This is a genomic window from Streptosporangium sp. NPDC020145, assembly GCF_040631275.1.
Classification (GTDB): domain Bacteria; phylum Actinomycetota; class Actinomycetes; order Streptosporangiales; family Streptosporangiaceae; genus Streptosporangium.
Map to the genome: position 1 here is coordinate 18,218 of NZ_JBEXZT010000016.1, position 23,697 is coordinate 41,914.

A 23,697-nucleotide genomic window follows, 5' to 3' on the forward strand; every position below is an offset into this window, starting at 1 on the left:
GAGCCGTACACGATGAACCGCACACTGATCACCGGCGGACATGTGATCACCATGGACGACGCCCTGGGCGACCTGCCCGGCGGAGCCGTCCTGGTCGAGGGCGACCGGATCGCCGCGGTCGGCCGCACGGCCGAGGAGTTCGCCCACGTCGACGCCGAGCGCATCGACGCCGCGGGCGGCTTCGTCCTGCCCGGCATGATCGACAGCCACCGGCACACCTGGATGGCGCTGCTGCGCGGCCACTCAGCCGACCAGTCACTCCTGGAGTTCCTCGCCTCCACCTTCTACGGCATCGGCTCGCTCGTCACCGCCGCCGACCTCGGCGCCGCCGCGCAGGTGGGCGCCCTGGAGGCACTCGACGCCGGTGTCACAACCATCCTCGACTGCTGCGACTGCGTGAACAGCCCCGAGCACGCCGACGCGGCCGTGGAGTCGCTGAAGGCGTCCGGGATCCGGTTCGTCTACGCGTACGGCATGCAGGCCTTCGACTTCCAGCCTCCCGTCTTCGCCGGCCACGCCGACCGGCTGCGCGACGCCCGCCGCCTGCGCGCGGAGCACTTCGCCACCGACGGCCTGGGACGGATGGGCCTGCTCTACAGCGACTTCGGCATCCTGCCCTTCGAGCAGACCGCCGAGGAGATCCGCACCGCCCGCGACCTGGACGTCCTCGGCGCCTCCCACACCGGCGCCGCCACCGGTTCCATCCTGCTGCGTGGCCTGCGCGAGCTGCACGACCACGACCTGCTGCTCCCCGGCCACCTGCACATCCACTGCCCGGCCCTGACCGATCAGGAATGGAGGCTCCTCGCCGAGACCGGGGGCAAGGTCACCATCGCCCCCGAGACCGAAATGCAGATGGGCATGGGCCACCCGCCTTTCCGCGCCGCCCTCGATCACGGCCTCGCCCCCGCGATCAGCACCGACATCGTCTGCGTCGGCTCGGGCGACCTGTTCTCCCAGATGCGGCTCGGCCTGCAGTTCCAGCGCTGCCTCGACCACGACGCCGTGCACCGCACCGGCACCATGCCCGTCCGCGTCGGTCTCGGCGTGCGCGACGCGCTCGACTGGGCCACCCGCAACGGCGCGGACGCCCTCGGCATCGGCGCGCTCACCGGCTCCCTCACACCCGGCAAGCAGGCCGACCTCATCGTCGTGGCCCCTCGCATGGACCTCGTCCGCTCCAGCCACCCGATCGGCTCCGTCGTCCTCCAGTCCACCGCCGCGGACGTCTCCACCGTGCTCGTCGCCGGTCGAACCCGCAAACTGCACGGCAGGCTCACCGGAGTCGACCTCGCCGCCGTACGCCGCCGTGCCAACGCCGCACTGGACCGGCTGCAGCAGGCCGCGCTGACGCTCCCCTCACTGGCTCCGGAGGCTGTCCACGGGTGGTTCACCCAGGCCGAGCGGATGGCCTCGGCGAACTTCGCCCGCGCCTACGCTCAGCGGGCCCAGCGACTGTCCGGCAGGTCTTGAGAGGTACCTGAGATTCGTTCGCCCGCGAGGCCACAGGCGACCACCGGCGGGTCCTTGCCCGGTCTCTCGCACGATGCGCACCGGTACGGAACTCCGGACCGAAGCCGCGTCTGGTCTCTCCCTCAGGTCAGGCCTCCACCGCCCGGGTGACTGACAGGAGAAGCCAGAGGTCCGGCCGATCGGGCAGATGCCTTCCAGCTCGTGCCAACCGGGTGGGAATGGCACCACCGCCAGAACCGACGCCCGGCCCTCATCGGCGACCTCCGCGAAGTCCTCGTCCGAGAATTCCACGAACGCCAGCCGGAGCTACCGGACCGACGCAGTGGATTTCAGGAAGACCGCCGGGGTCGCTTCGCTGAGAACATCACCAGCCCTGTTCCTGACACGAGAAATCCACACGACAGTACGAGTAATGCCAGGTCCTGCCACGAGCCCGGCTCCATCGCGTCCGAACCCAGCGTCGAGGTGAACCCGAAGGCCGCTATCAGCAGAATTCCCCATCCATAACGTCGAGGCGCATAACGGGCGGCGCGGAAGAAAGGCAAGCGCGGCAACCGGTTGGTCACCAGCGCGTAGACGCCGATCCCGGCGATCAGGCATGCCGCTCCCAGCGTGACTACCTGCACCGCTCCGAGATCCACCTGGGTCAGCTCCTTTGCCTTAAAGGAAATATCCACCATTCTAGAAACAGGTTGCCGAATTGTCCCTGTGAAAATCACAGCGACGGCGCACCGCACCGCCGTACCCAGCCCTCTGCCGCATGCCGCCTGGGCGTGCGCGGCGTGGGCGCCGGTACCAGCCGGCGGCACCCGGGCCGTCACCGCACCGCGCCTGACCAACACGCCGACCTCGGCGCCGAGCCGCCGCACGGCACCGGCAACGAGCTGTAGTCGTCCCGTTCTCCTGTCGGTAACGCCGTCTACGCTCCCTGCCCATGGCCCTCACCACCCCCGGCTCGCCGGTCGACATCACCCAGGTGCTCCCCGAGTTGGGCGCCTACGCGCGCACGACGGTCCGCCTCCACCCCCGACCCGGCACACCGGGCATGCATGACAGCCATATCGGCGGCCCCCTCCTGTGGCCTGCCGACGAGCCCTGGCCCGCCTGCAGCCGTCCCTTCCGGGTGTGGTTCAACAGCGGACGCACGACCGGACTTCGCTTCGATGATTTCGAGGAACGTCCTCCGGACACCCCGGTGGCCATGGTCGCCGTCGCGCAGTTCTACGCCCGCGATCTCCCTGAGATCTCCTTCCCCCAGGGCAAGGACCTCCTGCAGGTGCTGTGGTGCCCCAACGACCACGACCAGCCCGACATCAACGGCCCCGCCATCGAACTCATCTGGCGCCGCACCGCCGACATCACCGACCCGCGACACGAGCCGCCGCCCCGGCCGCACACCACCGCCTCCACCAAGCACCTCAACGTCCACGAATGGGAGCGCGCCGTCGAGTACTACCTACCGCGGCCCTGCGTCCTGCACCCCGAACGGGCCACTGAATACCCGTATTTCGAGGAGCTCCCCGAGCGGCTCCAAACGGCCCTCAACGCATGGGACGAGGAAGCCGGCCATCCTTACCAACACCTGTTGTCCATCGCGCCTGGTTGCAAGATCGGCGGATGGGAGTCCTGGCACCTCACCGACATGTACCCGCTGCCCTGCGACGTCTGCGGCACCGAGACCCAGCCGCTCCTCAAACTGGACAGCGACGAATGGGACGCGGGCAGCGGACCACGCTGGCGTCCTCTCGAAGAACGCCACCTTGTCTGGGAGAGCATTGAGTGCCAGAACACCTGTGACCCCACCCAGCTCGTTCTGGGTCGTTCCGGAGCCCTCACCGTCTTCCTCTGTCCGAACTCCACTGACCACGGCTACCGCATGACCATCCAGTAACCAGGGCAGAGCACCGGGATGACCCCACGGACGCGTTCACCACCGCCGACCTGTCGATGGCCGGGGCGGGGGTTGCCCATCCCGCCTGCGGGCGGGTCGACGGCAGATGGGATGAGCAGGCGGGCGGAGATGTGTGCGGTCACGCGGGAAGTTCGCCTGCGGCCACTCGTGTAGCCCACGAGCGCAGTTCACCTAACACCCTTGTCAAGCGATCATCATCAGCTTCCCCGGCCGGTGTCCACGGCTGATTCCTCAAGTCACACTCTCCGTCGAGATCGGCCCACAGCCACTGAAACGAGTCTCTGATCTCAAACTCACGAGGGTCCGACGCCTCAAACAGCCCCCAAAGATCCTCAACCAGCTTTGGCAGCGATATCCGGTTCGAGGCGTACAGGTCGAGATGTTCGACCATGCGGCCGATCAGTGCTCGTTGATGACCCTCCACAGGGTCACATTATTGATCATCGCGCAATTGGGCAGGATGACCCATGACCTGCCCGGAACCCGGGCCAGAATCCCCACAGGACGTTGTCCATGCGATTCCCGAGCTGACAGCGCGGGTTTAATTCTCGTTGCCCGCTCTGGAGGGGAAGGCCCAGGTCATGGGCATGGACATCGGTCTGTTCGGTCTTATGGTTGGCGGCACGGCTCGAAGCGGTCCTGCGGGGCCGGAAACGCGTTGCGGGGGCGGGCTGAGGCGCGGGAGGCTGCCGATGTGAAGATGCACGCCGATCAGTTGACGGTGTCACCGGAGACAGCGCGCACGTTGGTGGATGAGCAGTTCCCTGAGTGGCGGGGCCTTCCTGTCACGGGCGTCACCCACCATGGGACGGTCAACGCCATCTTCCGCATCGGCGACCGCTTCGCAGCCCGGTTCCCGCTGCAGCCCGGAGAGGTCGACTCGACGCGGCGCCTGCTGGAGGCCGAGGCGGAGGCGGCCCGCGAGCTGGCGGGTCGCACGCGGTTTCCCACGCCCGAGCCGGTGGCGCTCGGCGAACCCGGTGCGGGATACCCGCTTCCATGGTCGGTGCAGACATGGCTGCCCGGCGTCGTGGCCACCGAGGAGGACCCGGGCGAATCAGTCGCGTTCGCCCACGACCTGGCTGATCTCATCAATGACCTGCGCGCGATCGACACACGTGGCCGTACGTTCTCCGGCAAAGGCCGGGGAGGCGACCTCCGGTCCCACGACGCGTGGATGGAGACCTGTTTCAGGAACAGTGAACAGCTCCTGGACGTTCGCCGGCTTCGCCGGATGTGGGAGAACCTGCGGAGCCTCCCCCGCGAAGCGGGCGACGTGATGACCCACAGTGATCTCATCCCCGGCAACGTGCTCGTGTCCGCCGGTCGGCTGGCCGGGATTCTCGACGTCGGCGGCTTCGGACCGGCCGACCCCGCTCTGGATCTCGTGAGCGCCTGGCACCTGCTTGAGGCCGGGCCGCGCCAGGCGCTCCGCCTGGACCTCAGGTGCGACGACCTCGAATGGGAGCGAGGCAGAGCGTGGGCCTTCGCGCAGGCGATGGGACTTGTCTGGTACTACCTGGAAACCAACCCGGTCATGAGCCGGATGGGCCGACGCACCCTGGAACGCGTCCTGGCAGACACCCCCTCGCGGCACCGATGAGGAGCACCGCCGTGCCGGACGCGTGCCGGGCCGAACGGTGACCGTGCGAACACGCTGCCGGGCATCGCCCAGGAAGGGCACCTGAGCGGCGTGGCCGTCAACGTTCACGGCCGCTGAGACCCGCCCCCTCGCCCGGCCGAGGGCCGTCCGCCGTTGTGACCGGCCGCAATACAGTGGCCGGCATGTCACACGCCGGGCCCGGACGTCGAACGTCGGCAAGACCACGCCGGCCCGGGCCGGCACGCATCGTCCCGGCCGTCTGTGGCATCCTCCGTCCCATGGCGATCAAGGCTTTGCTGTTCGATGTCGACGGGGTGTTGCTCGATTCCACCGCGACGCATCGACGGATCTGGGACGCCTGGTCGCGCATGCGCGGGCTGGACGGAGACCTGGTGTGGAGCCTCACTCACGGCCGTCGGCCTGAGGACACCGTCCGCGATGTCGCCCCTGACCTCGACCCCGCCGCTGAGCGCGGGGTGTTGAACCAGTTGATGGTCCAGGAGGGTGACGCCTTCCCGGCGGCACCCGGGGCTGCGGCCCTGCTGGGCGAGCTGGACCGGCGGCCTTGGGCACTGGTCACCTCGGGCAGCCGGACCCCCGTTCACCGGCGCTTCCGGCTCGCCTCGCTTCCGTTGCCCCCGGTACAGATCTACGGCGAGGACGTCGAACGGTCGAAGCCGCATCCCGAGGGCTATCTCAAGGCCGCCGAACTCCTCCGGATCGATCCGGTCGACTGCGTCGTGATCGAGGACGCCCCGCACGGGGTGGCCGCCGGGAAGGCGGCGGGGTGCACGGTGATCGCCGTGGCCACCACTCACGCTCCCGGTGAGCTGGCCAAGGCGGACGAATGCTTCCCCTCACTTGAGGAGGCGGCGCCGTACCTCCTATCGCTGAGTGCTGCGGCGGCGGTGCACGGCCACTGACATCGCATTCGACCGGTACCGCTCTGGTTCGGGGAAGACCTACCGGTCCGGACGGCATGCCCGTTGCGTATCCGTCAAAGAAGTGACCACAGGGAATCACGGTCACCAGCTCGGTAACCAGACGCGATGAGGGATTCCCGAGCCGACAGCGCGGGTTCGGTTCCCGTCTCCCGTTCCAAGGGTGAAGGCGGGTCCGGGTTCTGTCGTCCCTTTCAGGAGAGATCTCGCAGCCAGGAGACAATGGCCGCCCCGATTTGGTCGGGAGCGTCTTCCTGAACCATGTGGCCACCCGTGATCGTGATGTGTGCCTGATTCGGCCATGACCGGGCAACGGCCCGGTGCGTTTCGAACATCGTTCCTGGAACCGCCTCGATGAACAGCTTGGGAACCGAGGACTCGGCGAGCCACTCCGCGTAACGCGTGATGACGTCGTGAACATCGCGTGGTTCGCCCGCGACGGGAACCTCGCGAGGCCAGGTCAGCGTCGGCCGTCGTGACTCGCCCGGTTCCGTGTAGGGACGACGGTAGACGGCCATCTCCGCCTCCGACAGCCCTCGCAGCACCAGGACCACCCGCTCACGCACACCGAGGGCCTGAAGGAACGCGTCGAGATAACGGCGATGCTCGACGAAGCGGTATGAGCCCGGCCCGCCGGCCGGAAGTTTCGCGGAATCGCCCATCCCGATCAGGTCCGGGGCTATGCAGCGCCCTTTGCCCGCCAGGTACGGGATTACGTTCCGCCATACGTACGACGACGTCGGGTTGCCGTGAAGAAAGACGATCGGATCGCCTTCTCCCTCCTCGACGTATGCCATTTCAAGCCCATCGACCCCAACACGACGCTTGCGGTACCGCTCCTCAGCCGAGGTCATGACTCTCCTCATTTCCGTGGGTTCTCACTTCGGTCGGAGATTCTGCGGCACGACCCGGGTCTTGCCACAAGCCCCTCGGTGCGTCATAGTGTGCGGCCGCTGTCGGCCGCGGCCTCACGAGGGACCCCGGCGACGTGCGTCGCGAGGGCCAGGGAGGCGAGGGCACCGGCGGAGGGCGGACGGCCCGGTGGAGGAGGCGGCCGACGCGGCCGTGGCGATCACCCTCGATGGACCTGGTTGTTGATGATGCAACACCGAGCCCTCGCCTACTACGATCTCCCCATGTCCGAGCGCGCGAACGTCAGGAATCTCGTCCCCATAGCCGAGCTGCTGTCTTATCGCCTGTCACGCACATCGGCGGCCCTCTCCCGCAGCGCGGCCCTGCGCTACCGCCGCGAGTTCGACGTCACCCTCGGCGAGTGGCGGGCGATCGCCCTGATCGCGTCCGATCCGACACTCACCCTGAACCGGTTGGCCAGGCGCGCCGGTCTGGACAAAGCGCAGATGAGCCGCATTGTGACCAAGCTGACGGAGCGGGGTCTGGTCAACCGGACCGCGGGGTCGGGGCGGACGTCCCAGCTGGCGCTCACCGAGACGGGCGTGGAGGTCTACCGCGGCCTCATACACGCGGCGAACGAGCGCGACGCGACGTTCCTCGCCGTCCTGTCCCCGGAGGAGCAAAAGGTGCTGGTGCGGGCGCTCGACAAGCTCGCCGACCTCGCACTGGACATGGAGCACCAGGAACGCGACCACACAAACGATCCCTAGAGTGTTGACAACGTCAACAGATTTGCGTACTCCTAGAGCCAGCACGAGGAGGTGGCTCGATGACCGACGCGATCACTGTCTGCGCGTACGTCGCCCCGGGCGGACCACAGGTCCGGCGCACCGACTCCGGGACGGAGGAAGCTTGATGGACCTCAGAACGGCGTGTCCTGTCACCGCGCACGAAGCGCTGGACCGCGCCGCGTTGCTCGCTCCCGACGTCGAGGCGGTGGTCACCGCCGAAGAACGGATCACCTACGCCGAGCTGGCCGAGGAGGTCGCCCGCATCCGCGCGGCCCTCACCGCCGCCGGCATCGGGCACGGTGACCGGGTCGGCGTCTGCCTCGGCAACGAGCCACGCTGGGTCGCCCTGTTCGTCGCCCTCGGGAGCGTCGGAGCCGTCACCGTCCCGGTGAACACCCGGTTCACCGCCGGTGAGGTGGAGTACACGCTGCACCACGCCCGCATCTCCACCCTGTTCGTGGCCGACCGGGTCCTGCGCGTTGACTTCATCACGATGCTGCGCGAGATCGGCATCGGTCACGACGGGACCCCGGCCTGCCCGGCCCTGCCCGAGCTCAGGTCGGTCGTCGTACTCGGCGAAAACGTCCCCGAATGGGGGACCGCGTGGTCGGACTTCGTCGAGGCGGGGAGCGAGGTGGGCACCGTACCGCCCGCCGCCGACCCGGACGACGTCCTGCTGGTCCAGTACACCTCCGGCACCACCTCGCGGCCCAAGGGCGTCCTGCTCACCCACCGCAGCATGTGCGCCGACGCCTTCTTCGCCGGGGTACGCCTCGGTCTGCGCCCGGGCGATCGCTACCACAGCGCGCGGCCGTTCTTCCACGTCGCGGGGAGCACGCTCTCGGTGCTCGCGTCGATCCAGCACGCCACCACCCTGGTGACCATGGCCCGTTTCGAGCCCGCCGAGGCGCTGCGCCTGTTCGAGGCGGAACGGTGCACGCACTTCTCCGGCAACGACACCATCGCGCTGATGCTGCTCAACCACCCCGACCGCGCCCGGCGGACGCTGTACCTGCGGGGAGCCTGGGTCGCGGCGTCCTCCACCGTGATCCGGCGCGTGATCGACGAACTCGGCGCCACCGAGTGTGTCGCCGCCTACGGCCTGTCCGAGGCCTCCCCCAACGTCGCGCTGTCCGCCTGGTGGGAGGACGAGGCCGTACGGGCCTCCGGCGCGATGCGCGTCCAGCCGGGTGTCGAGGTCCGCATCCGCGCCCTCGACGGCAGTCGTGACTGCGCCCCCGGCGAGCCGGGTTCGATCCTCGTCCGCGGCTGGAACGTCATGCGGGGCTACCTCGACGACGCCAAGCAGACCGCCGCGACCATCGACTCCGACGGGTGGCTGTTCACCGGCGACATCGGCGTCCTCGACGAGGCCGGGCGGCTGCACTTCGTCGGACGCACGAAGGACATCATCAGGGTCGGCGGGGAGAACGTCGCGCCCGCCGACATCGAGGACGCCCTGCACCGTCACCCCGGCGTCCACCAGGCCGCCGTGGTCGGGGTCCCCGACGAGCGGTTGATCGAGGTTCCCTTCGCGTTCGTCGTGCTCACCGAGTCCGGCGACGCCACCGAGGAGGAACTGCTCAGCTGGTCCCGCACGCACCTCGCCGGGTTCAAGGTCCCCCGTTATCTCCGCATCGTGGACGGGTTCGAGGACATCGGGATGACCGCGAGCTCGAAGGTGCAGAAGAACCAGCTCGCGGCCCACGCGCGCGGGCTGCTCGACCAGGAGCGCAGCGAGGTGGGGGCGTGATCTCCACCTCCGTCACCCGCCTGCTCGGAATCGACCTGCCGATCATCCAGGGCGGCATGTCCTGGGCCTCGTCCAACTCCGCCCTGCCGCTCGCCGTGAGCCGGGCCGGTGGACTCGGCGTCGTCGCCGCCGGCCCGATGCGGATCCCCGACCTCACCCGCACGCTCGACGAGATGGCCGCCGGGACCGACCGGCCGTGGGCCGTCAACCTTCCCCTCTACCGGCGGGGCGCCGACGAGGTGATCGACCTCCTCCTCCGGCGCAGGCCGCCGATCCTGATCGCGGCCCAGGGCGGGACGCGGCGCTACCTCGATCGCTTCCGCGACGTCGGCACCACGTGCCTGCACGTCGTCGCGGGCATCGAGCACGCCCACAAGGCCGCTGCGGCGGGCGTCGACGGGCTGATCGTCGTCGGCGCGGAAGCGGGCGGCCACCCGCCGCCCGCCATGGTCACCACGCAGGTCCTCGTGCGCGCCGTCGTCACCGCGGTCCCCGGCGTCCCCGTCATCGCCTCCGGCGGCGTCGCCGACGGCGCGGGCCTCGCCGCGATGCTCGCCCTCGGGGCCGACGCCGCGCAGTTCGGCACCCGGTTCCTCGCCAGCCACGAGGCGGGTGTCCACCCGAACTACAAGGCCGCCGTCCTCGCCGCGACCGTCGACGGCACCCGGGCCGTCGGTCGTGGGCTCGGCGTCACCCGCGCGCTCGCGAACGAGTTCACCGCCCGAATGATCGAACTTGAGGAGTCCAACGCGGACATCGACGTGCGGGGCAAGGCGTTCCAGGCCTCGACGCTGCGGGACGCCGCGCTGTACGGCGACGTCACCTGGGGCAAGGCCGAGGCGGGTCAGTCCGCCGGGCTCATCCACTCGGTGCTCCCCGCGGCCGAGATCGTCGAGCGGATCGTCGCTGAGTACGTCGAGGCCTGTGAGCGGCTCCGCCCCCCGCTGTGACGGCCGCCGACACGCTCCGGAGCACACCGTCGGCACCGGACGTGCGGCGATCACCCGATCCGGTGCCCGCTCAAATCACCTTGACAGCACCGAACCTGGCGGGATGCCATATGGGATCGGCAAGCTTTGCCCTTGAGGCAAGGGAGGTAAGTCTTGAACGATCCTGTTCAAGAGGCGCGGATCGGTCACGTCGCCACGGCGTTCGCCGGGTCCCACCGCGCCGTCTCCGTCTCGTTCATCCCGCTCCACACAACCAGCGTTACATCTGACGACCGGCGTACAGCCGCGCGCTTACTTACAGACCAGAGTCCGCCGTCGCGGACGAAACCGAGCTCGATGAGCCGAGCGGGAGCCACTGGCGCTGCCCCATCCGCGCCCGTGGCCTCCTCGCTCACCCTCGCCTCCGTCTTCCTCCGGTGAGGAGAACCATGATCAGCGACCTTTCCGAAGCCTCGATCCGTCAACCCGTCCACGGACTCCTCGCGGCCGCGGACATCGGTCTCACCAGAACCGATCCGCCGCCCGCCCTCGTCGGCCGCGTGGTCGTGCTCTACGACGACCACGGCACCCGCATCACGCACCGTTTCGGTGCGGACACCGTCACGTGGACGCGTAGCCCGGGGCGCGGAGACGACGTCTCGGCCTCAGGAGAGGGCCGCTACGACGCGTTCCGGGTCGCGGACGATCTCTTCTACGTACAGTTCCGCCACACCCAGACGCCGACGGAGTCCGTGAGCCTCGCGCTCGACTTCACGAGCGGGCACGCGCTTTCTGTGCTCACCCTGGCCGGCGATCCCTCACCGGGCCGGCCCCGGGTCCTGCAGTGCTTCGCGACGGCGCGGATCGAGGGCGTCGAGTCGACCATGCTCCCGCCCGCGCCGTCCACCGCGCTCACCGGCCGCCGTGTGCTGTGGGAGTACGGCCACGACCGCGTGTACGAGCACATCTACCTCGGACCGCGGCAGTACGCCTGGCAGTGCCTGGCCGGTTCCGAGGAGGGGCTCGCGGACACCGACGAGTGCACCGCCTACGAACTGCGCCCCGGCATCTTCCTGTTCGCCTGGCGGGAGAAGGCGCTCCCCTGCGCGGCGGTGACGGTCGCCGACCACCGTGACATCCGCAGCGTCCGTTCGCGGGGCGTGCTGTTCGGGCTCGACGAGTCCCGGCAGGTCCTCGACCATTTCACGCTCGACGGGTTCGGCAGGCTGATCGGCACGACGGTCTATCCCGCCGAGTTCGACCCGGCGCGTTAGACCCGGTTTCCCGGGCCGGACGGCGTGTGCCGTCCGGCCCGGGCGCCCCATCACATAATAGATGAATTGATACATCACATCTAGTATCTAAGCTGTTTTCCCCTCGAAACGGCGTCACGCGCCCTACCAGGCGTGGAACCGGGGCCTACGAGCCCAGGGGCGCCGAGCCCTGGACGGCTCCCCCTCGCAGAACCAGGCGAGGCCCGGTTTCCGCCGACACGAGGACGCGGCCGTTCCCCCCTGCCCGAGACCCGAAGGAATCCCGATGACCGTGACACCCGTCCCGTTCGACCCCGACCTTCTGCCCGCCTACGAGGCGCTCCACGTCGGCGGGGGCCCGCCGCTCGGCCCGGAGACCGTACGCGCGGGACGCGACGGCGGCGGGTCGATGACCAAGCCCATCGAGGAGATCCTCGGCGACCGTCCGGTGGAGTTCGAGGACCGGGTGATCCCGGGCCCGGCGGGAGCCCCCGACCTCACCGTCTCGATCCTGCGCCCGAAGGGCGGGGTCACGACGCCGGCCGCGCTGTACAACATCCACGGCGGCGGGATGTGCATGGGCAACCGGTTCTGGTCCATGGAGAGCTTCGTGGAGCTCGTCGACGTCTACGGGCTCGTCGCGGTCTCGGTCGAGTACCGGCTCGCGCCCGAGCATCCGCATCCCGCGCCGGTCGAGGACTGCTACGCGGGCCTCGTCTGGGTCTCCGAGCACGCCGGCGAACTGGGCTTCGACCCCGGACGGATCGTCGTGATGGGGCGCAGCGCGGGCGGCGGCCTCGCCGCGGGCGTGTCGCTGCTGGCGCGTGACCGGGGTGGGCCCGCCATCGCCGGGCAGGGGCTGTACTGCCCGATGATCGACGACAGGAACACCACGGCGTCGAGTCACCAGTACGACGGGATCGGCTGGTGGGACCGTAACAGCAACCTCTGGGGCTGGCGTTTCCTGCTGGGCGACGACGCGGGCGGCCCGGAGGTGTCCCCGTACGCCGCGCCGTCGCGGGCGACCGACCTGTCCGGCCTCCCGCCCGCCTACATCGACGCGGGCGCCTGCGAGGTGTTCCGTGACGAGGCCGTCGACTATGCGACACGCATCTGGGCGGTCGGCGGCCAGGCCGAGCTGCACATCTGGGCGGGGGCGTTCCACGGCTTCACGGAGCAGGCTCCAGGAACCACGGTCAGCCGGGCGTCGAAGGCCGCCCGGGGCTCCTGGCTCGAACGTGTCCTCGATCTCCCCCGCGCGACCGCCTGGGAGGCCGGGGACAGCGGGCCGGGCGGCGGGGCGCACGGGTGACGACCGTCGCGCTTTATACGCACCAGATTTGACATGTGATATATCAAGTATAGAATTCAAAGGAAGACTTCACGCAGCACCGCCGCCATCGGCCCCGGCGAGGACCGGGGCCGGGCCGTCCGGCGACCCCGACGAAGTGAGGAGCGATCCATGACGATGAACTTTCGCCCCGAAGACCTTGATCTGAGCGACTCGAAGCAGCGGCCTCTCGTACCGCCGAGTGCCACGCCCATCGAGCCCGCCGAGATTCTCACCCGCAACCGCGTCCTGCACATGAGCGAGGACAAGAAGTTCATCATCGGCACCTGGGAGTGCGCGCCCGGCTCGTCCCGTTGGGAGTACCCCAACCGGGAGGAGTCCATCTACGTGATCTCCGGCAGCATGACCGTGCAGGAGGACGGCGGCGAACCCGTCAAGCTCACGCCCGGGTCGAGCGCGGTTTTCCCCGTCGGCTGGAACGGCACCTGGACCGTCCACGAGACCTTCCAGAAGGTGTACCACATCTACCGCCTCTAGTTTCCGGCGCGGGAAAGGCCCGGAAGCCGCCACAGCGGCTTCCGGGCCTTCGGCGTTTCGCGCACTACTCGCGGACGGGAAAGTGGCAGGCGTTGAGCACGCCCAGCCCGGTGCGGTCGAGCAGTCCGGGCTCCTCCTCCGCGCACACGTCGGCGGCCTTCCAGCACCGGGTGCGGAACCGGCAACCGCTCGGCGGGTCGGTCGGGCTGGGGACGTCGCCCTCAAGGATGATCTCCTTCCTGGAGCCGCGGGAGCCGACCTCCGCCGAGGGGATGGCGCTCAGCAGCGCCTGCGTGTACGGGTGACTGGGATCGGACAGCACCTCGGGGCCCGCCTCGACGATCCGGCCCAGGTACATCACCAGCACGCGGTGGCTGACGGCGCGCACGACGGCCACGTCGTGCGCGATGAGCAGGTAGGCCAGTCCCAGCTCGTCCTGCAGGTCCATGAGCAGGTTGATGATCTGGGCCTGGATCGACACGTCGAGCGCGGAGATCGGCTCGTCGAGCACCAGCACCCGCGGCTTCAGCGCGAGCGCGCGCGCGATGCCGATGCGCTGCATCTGCCCGCCGGAGAACTCGTGCGGGAAACGGTTGGCGTACACGGGCTGGAGCCCGACCATCTCCAGGAGTTCCTCGGCCACGTACTTGTCCCGTGGGAGCCCCTGCACGCGCAGAGGCTCCTCGATGATGTCCCGCACCCGCATCCGCGGGTTGACCGACGCGAACGGGTCCTGGAAGACGATCTGCACCTCCCGCCGCAGCATCCGCATCTGGCTGCGGCTCGCGGTCCTCAGGTCCATGCCCTTGTACCGGATGGACCCGGCGGTCGGGCGGGCCAGCCCGACGAGTGACCGTGCCACGGTCGACTTGCCGCACCCCGACTCCCCGACGAGCGAGACGGTCTGGCCCTTGTGCAGGGTGAAGTCCACGCCGTCGACGGCGTACACCGTCTCGGCGTACCGGCCGCGTCTGCGCCTGCCGAGCGGGAAGTGGACCTTGAGTCCCTCGATCCGCAGCAGTTCCTCACCGGCCGGTTCCGCGGGATCCACCACGTCTTGTTGTGTGCTGTGGAACATCAGTTCCGACTCCTCACCGTCGAGCACGAGCGCGGGGACACGCTCAGGGGGTGACCTCTTCAAGGAAGTGGCATGCGGACCGGTGGTCGTCCGTCGGCGCCGGGCGCAGCTCCGGCTGTTCCAGGAGACACCGCTCCCGGTCGCCGCGGAGAGTGCACCGGGGCGCGAAGGAACATCCGGGGGGCAGGTCCGTCGGGTTGGGCGGAAGGCCGTGGATCGGCGTGAGCCGCCGCCGGACGGAGTCCGCAGGCAGCCGGCTCGGCGTGCACCGGAGCAGGCCGACGGTGTAGGGGTGCTTGGGGTTTCCCAGCACCTCCTCGACGGTGCCCATCTCCACCACCCGCCCCGCGTACATGACCAGGACGCGGTCGACGTTCTGTGCCACCAGGCCGATGTCGTGGGTGATCAGCATGATCCCGACGTTGGTGCGCTGCTGTACCTCGCGCAGCAGCCGCATGATCTGCGCCTGGATCGTGGCGTCGAGCGCGGTGGTCGGCTCGTCGGCGATGAGCACCTTCGGGTCGCAGCTCATCGCCATGGCGATCATCACCCGCTGCCGCATGCCGCCGGACAGCTCGTGCGGATACTGCCGGGCGCGCCGCTCCGGCGCCGGCACCCCGACGGCCGCGAGCAGTTCGACGGCCCTGCGCCGGGCCGCCTCCCTGTCGGCCTTCGACGGCCTGCGCCGGTGGGCCAGGATCCCCTCGGCGATCTGCGCCCCGATCCGGTGGACCGGGTTGAGCGAGGTCATCGGATCCTGGAAGATCATCGCCACGTCCGACCCGCTCGCCGCCCGCAGGCTGCGGCGGTCCAGCGCCAGCAGGTCCTTCCCGTCCACCCGGATCTCGCCGGACACGACCTTGCCCGGGGGCTTCGGGATCAGCCCGAGGATGGACATCGCGGTCACGCTCTTGCCCGACCCGGACTCGCCGACGATCCCCAGTGTCTCTCCGGCACGCAGGTCGAAGCTCACATCGGTCACCGCCGCCACGGTCCCGCGCTTGGTCGTGAACACCGTCGTCAGGTTCCGCACGGACAGGCATCCGTCCGGCGCCGGGGTCCGCGGATGTTCGTGGATTTCGGACTCGGTCACGTCGGTCATCGACACACCTTCGGGTCGGCCGGTCTCCGGCAGGTCAACTGTTCGCGGTCCGGGGGTCCAGGGCATCCCGCAGCCCGTCACCGAGGAGGTTGAAGCCCAGGGCGGCGACGAAGATCGCCAGTCCGGGCACCAGCGAGAACAACGGGTCTGTCTGCAGGTAGGTGGTGCCGTCGCGGAGCATGCCACCCCACGTGGCCGTGGGGGGCGGCAGACCGAGGCCGAGGAAGCTCAAGCCCGCCTCGATCCGGATCGTCACGGCCGCGGTCATGCTGGCGATGACCACCATCTCGCTGCGCAGGTTGGGCCAGATGTGCTTGTACAGGATCCACGGCGCCCGCGCGCCGAACACGATGCTGCTCTTCACGAACTCCCGCTCCCGGAACGCCAGGGCGGGACCGTGCGCGAGCCGTGCGAACACCGGGATGATCCCGATCACGATCGCCAGCGTGATGTTCCAGACTCCCTGCCCGAACAGGGCGACGAAGAGCAGGGCGAGGATGAGCCCGGGGAACGCCATCTTCACGTCGACGATCCACATGATCACGCGCTCGGTCTTCCCACGGAAGTAGCCGGCGATCATCCCGACCGGAATGCCCACGGCCATCCCCAGCAGCACCGACGACACCCCGATGACCATCGAGACCTGGGTGCCGTAGATCAGCCGCGTGTAGATGTCCCGGCCGAACTGGTCGCGGCCGAGCCAGTGTTCGGCGCTCGGCGGCTCCAGCTGGGCCGCCAGATCCTGCTGCGCCGGGTCCTGGGAGGTGAACAGGGCCGGAAAGAGCGCGACGAACACCAGAAAGGTGATTATCAGCCCGCCGATGATCAGCAGCGGATTGAGCCGGCGCAGTCCCCTCCTGCGGGGCTGCGAGACATATCGTGAGCCGCCCTTGTCCGGCGGGGGGGCGGCGGCGGTCACCACCGCTCCCGAGTCGTTCGTCGTCATGCTCGTACCGGCATTCGTGTCGTCTCGACGTCGCTCGGGCGCCGAGTGCTGTGGATACGGAGCGGCCGGATGCCTGTCGGATCCATGGAGGACCTCACACCGTCTTGGTTCGGGGGTCGAGGACGTGGTAGAGGGCGTCGACGGCCGCGTTCACGAGGACGATCACCGTGGTGATCACGATGATGCAGCCCTGCACGGTCGCGTAGTCACGTGCCTGCATGGCGTTGACCATCAGGCTGCCCAGCCCCGGGCGGGCGAACACCGTCTCGATGAGCACCGCGTCCCCCACCAGGGTGATGAACGAGATGCCGGCGATCGGGACGAGGGGAAGCGAGCCGGGCTGGAGCACGTGGCGCACCAGGACGCGGCCCTCCCGCACCCCTTTCGCCCGCGCCGTACGGACGTGGTTCTCCCCGATGACCTCGACCATGAGCGAGCGGGTGATTCGGGAGGTGTAGGCGGTGCTCACGATCCCCATGGCCAGGGCGGGCAGCAGGATCCGTTGCAGGTTCGCGCCGAGATCCGCGAAGGAGGCGACCCCGTTGGTCGGCAGACCGAGTGGCAGCGCGATGAACAGGATCAGCAGCACGGCGACGAAGAAGCTCGGGAAGGACAGCCCGATCAGCGACAGGATCCGCCCGATGACGTCGGGCGACCTGTCCTTCCACACCGCTTCCACGATGCCGAGGGTGATGCCGCCGAGCTTGCCGATGAGGAGTCCCGCCACCGCGAGTTCGAGCGTGTGCGGGAGCACACTCAGGATCGTCTCGCTCACCGGCAGGCCGTTGGTGAGCGAGTTGCCGAGGTCGCCCTGGGCGAGCTGCGTCAGGAACTTCCAGTACTGCAGGAACACCGGGTCGGTGAGCCCGAGCTTCTCGTTGAGCCGCGCCACCGCGTCCGGGGACGCGTCCTGGCCCAGGATGGCCACGGCGGGACCACCGGGGGTGAGCCGGATCAGGAAGAAGACGGCGGTGGAGACCACCGCCAGGGTCAGCAGCAGCCGCCCGAACAGCTTCAGGAAGTAACGCGCCATCAGCCGTTCTCCGCTCGTGAGGTCACGGGTGCGCCGCAGGCGGCTCGCGATGCCGCGAACACGTGGGCGAGCATGGGCAGGTTCTGTACGGAGGTCCGCGCGATGATCGTCGTGGCGACGCAGTTGTGCCACCGCGTCTCAAGGTCCCGCTGGACCTTCTCGGGCGGGCCGACCAGCGCGATCGCCTCGACCATCTCCGTGGGTACGGCGGCCGCCATGCCCTCGCGGTCACGGGCCTTGAACCGCTCGGTGATCTCCCGGCACGGTTCCTCGAAACCGAGCCGGGCGATGGAGTTGTAGTGGAAGTTCATGCCTTCGGCGCCGTTGGCCGCGACCTGGAAGGCGATGCCCGGCCTGAGCTCGTCGGCGGCCGTCTCGACGTCCGGCCCGAACGCGACGGCCACGCCGGGGGCCACCTCGAAGTTCTCGGGGCGTCCCCCGGGCCGGCGGCGGAACCCGGCCTCAAGCCGTTCCCGGTACCAGTGGTCGAACTCCGGGGAGAAGTTCGTCGGCAGCCAGCCGTCGGCGATCTCGGCGGCCAGCGAGATGTTCTTCGGCCCCTCCGCGCCCAGGTAGATGGGGATGTCGGTACGGGCGTCCCGGATGCCCGGACGGATCGAGCGCCCCAGCCCGGTTCCGCCGGTCGCCGGGAGCCTGTAGATCTCGCCGTTGTGGGAGACCCGCTCCCGCGCGAACGTGTCACGCATGATCGCGACGTACTCGCGGGTCCACCGCAGCGGCCGTTCGAAGGGCATCCCGTACCACCCCTCGACCACCTGCGGGCCGGACAGTCCCAGGCCGACGACCACGCGCCCGCCGGAGAGCCGGTCCAGCGTCATGGCGGCCATCGCGGTCGCGGTCGGGGCGCGGGCCGCCATCTGCGCGACGCCCGTGCCCAGGCGCATCGTCCTGGTCTTGGCGCCCCACCAGGCCAGGGGGGTGAAGGAGTCGGTGCCGTACGACTCCGACGTCCACCCCGACTCGTAACCGGCGGCCTCGGCGACCTCGGCGGCTTCGGCACCCAGCGTGTAGATCGAGCAGGCGAGCTTATCGATCACTTGGGGCTCCTTCCGGCTCGGTCGCCGCCCGTGGTGTGGTCACCACTGGAAGTTCGCCCCGTTCTCCCGCCTGGCCAGCTGCGCGGTGCGCATGACCCGGTAGCCCGCCTGTACGGCGGCGCCGTAGGGGATGTCGGCGGACTCGTAGAAGAACCTCTTCGCCATGTGCACCGCGTAGGCCGGGTTCGCCGCGATCTGCCGCGCCACCTCCATGGCTCTCTCCTCAAGCCGTTCCGCGGGCACGACCTCGTTCACGATGCCGATCCGCAGGGCCTCCTCCGCGGGTACGCGCCTGCCGGTGACGAGCATCGACATCGCCGCCCGCGTGCCGACGATCTCGCGCAGCCGCGGGATGCCGTTGCCCTGGACCAGGCCGTGCGTGACCTCCGGGTGCCCGAACACGGCGTCCTCGCTCGCGATCACGAGGTCGGTGAGGTTCACGACCAGCGTCCCGAGACCCAGCGCGTAGCCCTGCACCGCCGCGATGATCACGGGCCGTGCGTACCGGAAGTTGTGCGACATCTCGGTTCCGGTGGACACCTCGAACGAGGGCGTCCTGCTCTGCCCTAAATGGTCGCCCAGCTCGCTGAGGTCGGTGCCGCCGCAGAACGCCCGGCCCTCGGCCCGCAGCACGACCGCGCGGCAGTCCTGCAGCTCGTCACCGGTGAGCACCGCCGCCAGCTGCCGGTGCATCTCGAAGTTGAACGCGTTGAGCTTCTCCGGCCGATTCAGTGTGATGACGCCGACGCCATCGGTCACGACCTGGAACTCGACCTCGGCCACTACAGCACCTCTCTTCCGCACAGCTTCTCCGCACCGCGTGGGATCAGCAGTCCTTCGCTTGGGCATCGACGGTGGACTTGTAACTCGGCTGCCAGTTGCCGGGAATCGTGGTCGGCGGCTCGACGCCGCCCATGGTGAACCCGCAGACCGCGCCGTAGGCCTGGTAGGCCACGAAGAGCGGCTTCGCCGCGGCGTCCGAGAGGATCTTGTCGTTGATCTCCTGCCACAGCCGCGCCTGCTCCGCGGAGTCGGACGTCTTGGCCGCCTTCTCGATCAGAGCGTCGGCGCCGTCGTACCCGCCGAAGTTCTGCGCCGGGTGCTTGCCGCCCCGTACGGCCGAGGGGCCGTAGAAGAAGTCCGTGTACGGGATCTGCGGCGTGGGCCGGTAGGAGATGAGGGTGAGCATGAGCGGCTCCTGGCCGGTCATGATCGCCGTCTGCCAGGTCGGCACGTCCACCGTCTTGATCTTGACGTTGACGCCGATCGCCTTCATCTGGGCCTGGAGGACCTGGAAGGTGGTCGCGTTGCTGGGCGCGGTGACGGTGACGTCGAAGCCGTTGGGGTATCCCGCCGCCGCGAGCATCTGGCGGGCCTTGGCCACGTCGAACTCGTACGCCAGGCCTGCCTGTTCCACGTGGGCGTCGGGGACGCCGCCCGGCAGCTGGGCCCCCCACACGCTGAGCGTCGGCTTCGCGGTCCGCTTCCCGGTCAGGGTCACGTAGTCTTCGCGGTTCACCGCGTAGGCCAGCGCCTTGCGCACCTCAGGGTTGGCGGTCGGGCCGACCTTCGTGTTGAACAACAGGTACCAGGTGCCGAAGAGCGGAGTCTCGACGACCTTGAACCCCTTCCTGGAGTCGATGACCTCAAGGCCCTTGTCGCCGGTCGCGGTGGGCGACGCGACGTCGAGGTCACCGCCGAACAGGGCGGCCTGCCTGGCCGTGTCGTCCGCCATGAACCGGATGTCCCACCCGGCGGACAGCGGCTTGCCCAGGTAGTAGTCGTCGTTGGCCAGCAACGTGATGCGCTGGCCCGGGGTCCAGCTCTCGAACTTGAACGGCCCCGGCCCCACGGGGCGCTTGCCGAAGTCCTCGCCCTCGGCCTCGACCGCCTTCTTGCACACCACGAGCCCGCCCTGCCAGTTCGAGATCGTGGGCAGGAACGCGGCGGGCGAGACCGGCTGCTTCATCGTCACCTTCACGGTGCCTGCGTCCACCGCCTCGACCGTGTCGTAGGCGGCGAACACCGAGGCGAACGTCGACTTCTCGGGGTCGGCCGCCCGCTTCAGCGAGAACACCACGTCGTCGGACGTCAGGTCGTACGCCGGGGTCTTCTGGCCCGCGGGACACTTCACGCCTGTGCGGAGCGCGATCGTCCAGACCTGCTTGCCGTCCTGCGTCGCGGGCTGCGGGATCTCCTTCGCGATCCCCGGCTCGAACGGCGCCGTCGCGTTACCCGGCTGATAACGGACGAGGCCGTCGAACAACATCATCGACAGGCTGCGGTCGACCGGCTGTACGGCACGGACCGGGTCCATCGACGTGATGCCCTCGGTGGCCACGCCCCATCGGATGGTCGGCCGCTCGTTCGTCGCCGGGCCTTCACCACCGCCACAACCGGCGGCCGCCAGTATCGTGACCAGCGCGGCAGGGGCAACAACCCTGCGTACCTTCATTGTTCGCTCCCATGTCCCGGGCACTGACCCGATTCCGAAAGTCCAAGGAATGATTGATAGGGGTCGTGCCGAGACGGCGGCGATCCCGTCCCCGAGTGATGGAAATCCGCGCTTGGCTGATTTCTCTTGCGGTATAGCCTTGAATGTTACACCTGAAATATCACATGTACAATGGCTATTCCGCGGCTCGGTTCTCCGTACCGGCCGGCGACCTCGTCACCCCGAGACCGCCGGTCATCGCCTCGCGGGTCATCAGGCTGACGTCGCGGGCGTACTCGAAGGCGTGGTCGTAGTCGAGCTCCTGGACGGCCCGGAAGACCCGCTTGGTGAGGCGGATCGCGGTCGGCGACTTCTCCGCCAGGGCCTGCGCGTAGCCGACGGCCTCGGTCATCAGGTCGTCGGCGGGGACGATCCTGGTGACCATGCCCATCGCGTGGGCCTCGGCCGCGTCGAAGAACCGGCCCGACAACAGCAGGTCGAGGGCCTGCAGGCGCCCGACCACCCGGCTCAGGCCGACCGCCACCGTGACCGGGGCGATCCCGTGGTTGGTCTCGGGATAGCCGAACCGCGCCGTGTCGGCCGCGATGACGACGTCGCACGACACCGCGAGCGCGCAACCGCCGCCCACGGCGAACCCGTTGACCGCGGCGATCACCGGCAACGGCACCCGCGACAACCGCTCGTAGATCCGGTCGTTGTCGACCGCGTGCGCGTACCGGTCCCACAGGTCGTCAGGCCGGGGACCCGTCCCGGCCTCCTTGAGGTCGGCGCCCGCCGAGAACGCGGGGCCGTTGCCGGTGACGACGATCGCGCCGACATCCGGATCGGCGACCGCGTCGTCCACCGCCTGGTGGAAGCGCCGCATCATCTCGCCGTTCAGCGCGTTGCGGACCCGGGGACGGTTGAGGGTGATGACGCGCACCCGCCCTTCGGTCCGGCACAGCACCACCTCTGGGTTGTCAGTCACTCGTTCTCTCCTGACGTCGATGGAACATGGCTGGGATGGGAGGGATCAGGAGCCGACGAGAAGGCGCACGGGGTTGTCCACCATGATGGACTCGACGACCTCCCCGGGGACCCCGGCCTCCAGCAGGTCGGGCACGACCTGCTTCAGCGCGTACGCGTACCCGGGTCCTCCCGCGCCGGCGCGGTCCCCCGGGATGCACACGTCGTGGGAGATCAGCAGGTGCGACGCCCAGCCCCGGCGGATGAACTCCACCATGTTGCGGATGCGCCGTTCCTGCTGGTGGGGGTTGCGGGGGCCGTTGCGGTCGTAGCTCACCAGCGCGCCGCGCTTCGCGAGCAGCTCGTGGTAGTCGAGGTAGGGGTACATGTCGCAGTGGGCCACGGCGACCCGCCGCAGGTCGCAGCCCTCCTCCTCAAGCACGTCGAGCTGCCATCTCCCGACGTCGCTCTTCACCGCGTGCAGGACGAGCCCGAGATCGGTCTCCTTCTGGACCCTCGCCGCGGCGCGCAGCACCCGCTCCTCGACCGCGGACAGGTAGCCGTGGTCGGCCCCGATCTCGCCGATCACGCCCGGCCGGATGCCGTGCACCCCGGTCCTGACGTCCTCAAGGAGGATCTCGGTCAGCTCCGCGACGCTGACCTTGTTCATGTCCTCCTCGTAGAAGGACTCGCGGTACCAGCCGCAGCCCATCACGATGTGCACGCCGGTCTGCTCGGAGACCGAACGCAGCAGACCGGGGTTCCTTCCCAGGCCGTTGTTCGTGCAGTCGATGATCGTGCTGCCGCCCGCCGCCTTGAACTCCTTGAGGTCGGCCACGGCGTCCTCGGACTCGTCCAGGGTGGGGTCGGGCCGCGGCCGGTCCTTGATGAGGTCGCAGACCACGTGCTCGTGCGGCAGGATCCGGCCCAGTTCCGACGCCGCGACCGGGCCGCGTACGGTCTCGACGGTCCTGCCGTCCGCTACGCCGCGTGCCACAGGTCGTCCCTGTCGCTCTTGAGCGTCACCTCGGCGATGCCCTCCGGTGCGGCCACGAGCTCCACCTCGGTGAGCCGCTGGGCGTCCTCAAGGCTCCAGCCGGGCACGAGCTCGCGGACGATCGCCCTGCCGTCCTCCAGATCGATCACGCCGATGTCGGTGACCAGCCGGTCGACGCACCGCGGCGCGGTCATCTCCAGTTCGAGCCGGTTGACGAACCGCCGCGGGCGCGGCAGCAGCTGCATGGCGACGATCACCCGCCGGGCACAGAACGCGAGGTCCTGGGCGCCGCCGATCGCACCCGCGATCGCCCCGGGCAGCCAGAAGTTGGCGAGGTCGCCCTGCACGCTCACCTGGAACGCTCCCAGGATCGTCGCGTCGAGGTGACCGCCCCGGATCAGGGCGAAGGACTCGGCGTGGTCCATGACGACCATCCCGGGACGGGGGATGATCGGCTGCCGGCCTGCCGTGGCCAGCGACGGATCGACCTCGTCCTGGGTACGGGCCTGCCTGCCGTGCCCGAGGACGCCGTGCTCGCTGTGCAGGAAGATGTCCTCGTCGTCCTCGATGAAGAGGCTGCACAGCATGGGCACTCCGACGCCCAGGTTGATGACGTCTCCCTCACGGAAGTCCTGTGAGATGCGTCGCGCGATTCCAACCCTGGTCAGGGATGGCGCGGAGGGGTGTTGAGCTGGCGTCATAGCCTGGCCGGGGGTTCGGGCCCAGTGTCCCCCGAACTCCTTTCCCG

At 69.2% G+C, this 23,697-nt stretch carries 22 protein-coding genes; 10 read left to right on the plus strand and 12 right to left on the minus strand.

The features are described 5' to 3' along the window. Window positions 1-12: 12 nt before the first annotated feature. Window positions 13-1,473 carry an amidohydrolase family protein gene (locus tag ABZ463_RS26045; protein WP_352014568.1) on the plus strand — a complete coding sequence of 487 codons (1,461 nt, stop codon included), beginning with the start codon at window positions 13-15 and terminating at the stop codon, window positions 1,471-1,473. 329 nt (window positions 1,474-1,802) lie between these two features. Here ABZ463_RS26045 and ABZ463_RS26050 read toward each other — a convergent pair whose 3' ends face one another. Further along, the gene (locus tag ABZ463_RS26050; RefSeq protein WP_352014567.1) at window positions 1,803-2,114 is read right to left on the minus strand and encodes a hypothetical protein; all 312 of its coding nucleotides are present in this window, start codon (window positions 2,112-2,114) and stop codon (window positions 1,803-1,805) included. A 293-nt stretch (window positions 2,115-2,407) separates the two neighbouring features. On the opposite strand from ABZ463_RS26050, the gene ABZ463_RS26055 reads away from it, so the two are divergent. The 3 genes from ABZ463_RS26055 (at window position 2,408) to ABZ463_RS26065 (ending at window position 5,911) form a co-directional block, all read left to right on the plus strand. Further along, window positions 2,408-3,364: a hypothetical protein gene (locus ABZ463_RS26055; protein ID WP_362779872.1), complete on the plus strand. Its 957-nt coding sequence runs from the start codon at window positions 2,408-2,410 to the stop codon at window positions 3,362-3,364. A 769-nt stretch (window positions 3,365-4,133) separates the two neighbouring features. Next, a complete protein-coding gene (locus ABZ463_RS26060) occupies window positions 4,134-4,988 on the plus strand; it encodes an aminoglycoside phosphotransferase family protein (RefSeq protein ID WP_362779874.1) in 855 nt (284 codons plus the stop codon). Window positions 4,989-5,266: 278 nt separating this feature from the next. Continuing rightward, window positions 5,267-5,911, plus strand: a complete 645-nt coding sequence (locus tag ABZ463_RS26065) for an HAD-IA family hydrolase (RefSeq protein WP_362779877.1) — start codon at window positions 5,267-5,269, stop codon at window positions 5,909-5,911. Between the two features lie 212 nt (window positions 5,912-6,123). Here the strand turns inward: ABZ463_RS26065 and ABZ463_RS26070 are convergent, their stop codons facing one another. Then, entirely contained in the window at window positions 6,124-6,783 is a 660-nt protein-coding gene (locus tag ABZ463_RS26070) for an alpha/beta fold hydrolase (protein ID WP_362779880.1), read from the minus strand. Between the two features lie 282 nt (window positions 6,784-7,065). On the opposite strand from ABZ463_RS26070, the gene ABZ463_RS26075 reads away from it, so the two are divergent. The 6 genes from ABZ463_RS26075 to ABZ463_RS26100 all read left to right on the plus strand — a co-directional run bounded on the left by ABZ463_RS26075 (window position 7,066) and on the right by ABZ463_RS26100 (window position 13,335). Then, window positions 7,066-7,551 (plus strand): MarR family transcriptional regulator, encoded by a 486-nt coding sequence (locus ABZ463_RS26075; protein WP_352014561.1) that lies wholly within the window; start codon window positions 7,066-7,068, stop codon window positions 7,549-7,551. Between the two features lie 145 nt (window positions 7,552-7,696). Further along, on the plus strand, window positions 7,697-9,325 hold the full coding sequence (locus tag ABZ463_RS26080; protein ID WP_352014560.1) for an AMP-binding protein: 1,629 nt from the start codon (window positions 7,697-7,699) through the stop codon (window positions 9,323-9,325). Beyond that, a complete protein-coding gene (locus tag ABZ463_RS26085) occupies window positions 9,322-10,275 on the plus strand; it encodes a nitronate monooxygenase (RefSeq protein WP_362779884.1) in 954 nt (317 codons plus the stop codon). Before ABZ463_RS26080 ends, ABZ463_RS26085 begins: the two co-directional genes overlap by 4 nt. 428 nt (window positions 10,276-10,703) lie before the next feature. Further along, on the plus strand, window positions 10,704-11,528 hold the full coding sequence (locus ABZ463_RS26090; protein ID WP_352014558.1) for a MoaF C-terminal domain-containing protein: 825 nt from the start codon (window positions 10,704-10,706) through the stop codon (window positions 11,526-11,528). Window positions 11,529-11,793: 265 nt separating this feature from the next. Beyond that, window positions 11,794-12,819, plus strand: coding sequence for an alpha/beta hydrolase (locus ABZ463_RS26095; RefSeq protein WP_352014557.1), 1,026 nt, complete (start codon window positions 11,794-11,796; stop codon window positions 12,817-12,819). 150 nt (window positions 12,820-12,969) lie between these two features. Next, window positions 12,970-13,335, plus strand: coding sequence for a cupin domain-containing protein (locus tag ABZ463_RS26100; protein ID WP_352014556.1), 366 nt, complete (start codon window positions 12,970-12,972; stop codon window positions 13,333-13,335). A gap of 64 nt (window positions 13,336-13,399) precedes the next feature. Here ABZ463_RS26100 and ABZ463_RS26105 read toward each other — a convergent pair whose 3' ends face one another. From ABZ463_RS26105 to ABZ463_RS26150, 10 genes are all read right to left on the minus strand, one after another. Further along, window positions 13,400-14,413: an oligopeptide/dipeptide ABC transporter ATP-binding protein gene (locus ABZ463_RS26105; RefSeq protein ID WP_352014745.1), complete on the minus strand. Its 1,014-nt coding sequence runs from the start codon at window positions 14,411-14,413 to the stop codon at window positions 13,400-13,402. 43 nt (window positions 14,414-14,456) lie between these two features. Further along, window positions 14,457-15,515 carry an ABC transporter ATP-binding protein gene (locus ABZ463_RS26110; RefSeq protein ID WP_362779889.1) on the minus strand — a complete coding sequence of 353 codons (1,059 nt, stop codon included), beginning with the start codon at window positions 15,513-15,515 and terminating at the stop codon, window positions 14,457-14,459. A gap of 34 nt (window positions 15,516-15,549) precedes the next feature. After that, window positions 15,550-16,461, minus strand: coding sequence for an ABC transporter permease (locus ABZ463_RS26115; protein ID WP_362779892.1), 912 nt, complete (start codon window positions 16,459-16,461; stop codon window positions 15,550-15,552). 94 nt (window positions 16,462-16,555) lie between these two features. Next, on the minus strand, window positions 16,556-17,494 hold the full coding sequence (locus tag ABZ463_RS26120) for an ABC transporter permease (RefSeq protein WP_352014553.1): 939 nt from the start codon (window positions 17,492-17,494) through the stop codon (window positions 16,556-16,558). Next, window positions 17,494-18,552 (minus strand): LLM class F420-dependent oxidoreductase, encoded by a 1,059-nt coding sequence (locus ABZ463_RS26125; RefSeq protein WP_352014552.1) that lies wholly within the window; start codon window positions 18,550-18,552, stop codon window positions 17,494-17,496. The genes ABZ463_RS26120 and ABZ463_RS26125 overlap by 1 nt, the downstream gene beginning before the upstream one ends. 39 nt (window positions 18,553-18,591) lie before the next feature. After that, window positions 18,592-19,356 carry an enoyl-CoA hydratase/isomerase family protein gene (locus ABZ463_RS26130; RefSeq protein WP_362779895.1) on the minus strand — a complete coding sequence of 255 codons (765 nt, stop codon included), beginning with the start codon at window positions 19,354-19,356 and terminating at the stop codon, window positions 18,592-18,594. A 22-nt stretch (window positions 19,357-19,378) separates the two neighbouring features. Next, window positions 19,379-21,007: an ABC transporter substrate-binding protein gene (locus ABZ463_RS26135; RefSeq protein ID WP_362779898.1), complete on the minus strand. Its 1,629-nt coding sequence runs from the start codon at window positions 21,005-21,007 to the stop codon at window positions 19,379-19,381. A gap of 175 nt (window positions 21,008-21,182) precedes the next feature. After that, complete coding sequence (locus ABZ463_RS26140) at window positions 21,183-21,974, minus strand: enoyl-CoA hydratase/isomerase family protein (protein ID WP_362779900.1); 792 nt, start codon at window positions 21,972-21,974, stop codon at window positions 21,183-21,185. Between the two features lie 45 nt (window positions 21,975-22,019). After that, window positions 22,020-22,949 carry a hypothetical protein gene (locus tag ABZ463_RS26145; protein WP_362779903.1) on the minus strand — a complete coding sequence of 310 codons (930 nt, stop codon included), beginning with the start codon at window positions 22,947-22,949 and terminating at the stop codon, window positions 22,020-22,022. Then, complete coding sequence (locus ABZ463_RS26150; protein ID WP_352014547.1) at window positions 22,934-23,650, minus strand: CoA-transferase; 717 nt, start codon at window positions 23,648-23,650, stop codon at window positions 22,934-22,936. The genes ABZ463_RS26145 and ABZ463_RS26150 overlap by 16 nt, the downstream gene beginning before the upstream one ends. Window positions 23,651-23,697: the final 47 nt, after the last annotated feature.

Bases quoted from the DNA above. Each gene is read 5' to 3' on its own strand.
- ABZ463_RS26045 (WP_352014568.1), top strand. From the start codon at position 13: ATGAACCGCACACTGATCACCGGCGGACATGTGATCACCATGGACGAC.
- ABZ463_RS26055 (WP_362779872.1), top strand. From the start codon at position 2,408: ATGGCCCTCACCACCCCCGGCTCGCCGGTCGACATCACCCAGGTGCTC.
- ABZ463_RS26065 (WP_362779877.1), top strand. From the start codon at position 5,267: ATGGCGATCAAGGCTTTGCTGTTCGATGTCGACGGGGTGTTGCTCGAT.
- ABZ463_RS26070 (WP_362779880.1), bottom strand. From the start codon at position 6,783: ATGACCTCGGCTGAGGAGCGGTACCGCAAGCGTCGTGTTGGGGTCGAT.
- ABZ463_RS26075 (WP_352014561.1), top strand. From the start codon at position 7,066: ATGTCCGAGCGCGCGAACGTCAGGAATCTCGTCCCCATAGCCGAGCTG.
- ABZ463_RS26080 (WP_352014560.1), top strand. From the start codon at position 7,697: ATGGACCTCAGAACGGCGTGTCCTGTCACCGCGCACGAAGCGCTGGAC.
- ABZ463_RS26090 (WP_352014558.1), top strand. From the start codon at position 10,704: ATGATCAGCGACCTTTCCGAAGCCTCGATCCGTCAACCCGTCCACGGA.
- ABZ463_RS26095 (WP_352014557.1), top strand. From the start codon at position 11,794: ATGACCGTGACACCCGTCCCGTTCGACCCCGACCTTCTGCCCGCCTAC.
- ABZ463_RS26100 (WP_352014556.1), top strand. From the start codon at position 12,970: ATGACGATGAACTTTCGCCCCGAAGACCTTGATCTGAGCGACTCGAAG.
- ABZ463_RS26105 (WP_352014745.1), bottom strand. From the start codon at position 14,413: ATGTTCCACAGCACACAACAAGACGTGGTGGATCCCGCGGAACCGGCC.
- ABZ463_RS26110 (WP_362779889.1), bottom strand. From the start codon at position 15,515: ATGACCGACGTGACCGAGTCCGAAATCCACGAACATCCGCGGACCCCG.
- ABZ463_RS26115 (WP_362779892.1), bottom strand. From the start codon at position 16,461: ATGACGACGAACGACTCGGGAGCGGTGGTGACCGCCGCCGCCCCCCCG.
- ABZ463_RS26120 (WP_352014553.1), bottom strand. From the start codon at position 17,494: ATGGCGCGTTACTTCCTGAAGCTGTTCGGGCGGCTGCTGCTGACCCTG.
- ABZ463_RS26135 (WP_362779898.1), bottom strand. From the start codon at position 21,007: ATGAAGGTACGCAGGGTTGTTGCCCCTGCCGCGCTGGTCACGATACTG.
- ABZ463_RS26150 (WP_352014547.1), bottom strand. From the start codon at position 23,650: ATGACGCCAGCTCAACACCCCTCCGCGCCATCCCTGACCAGGGTTGGA.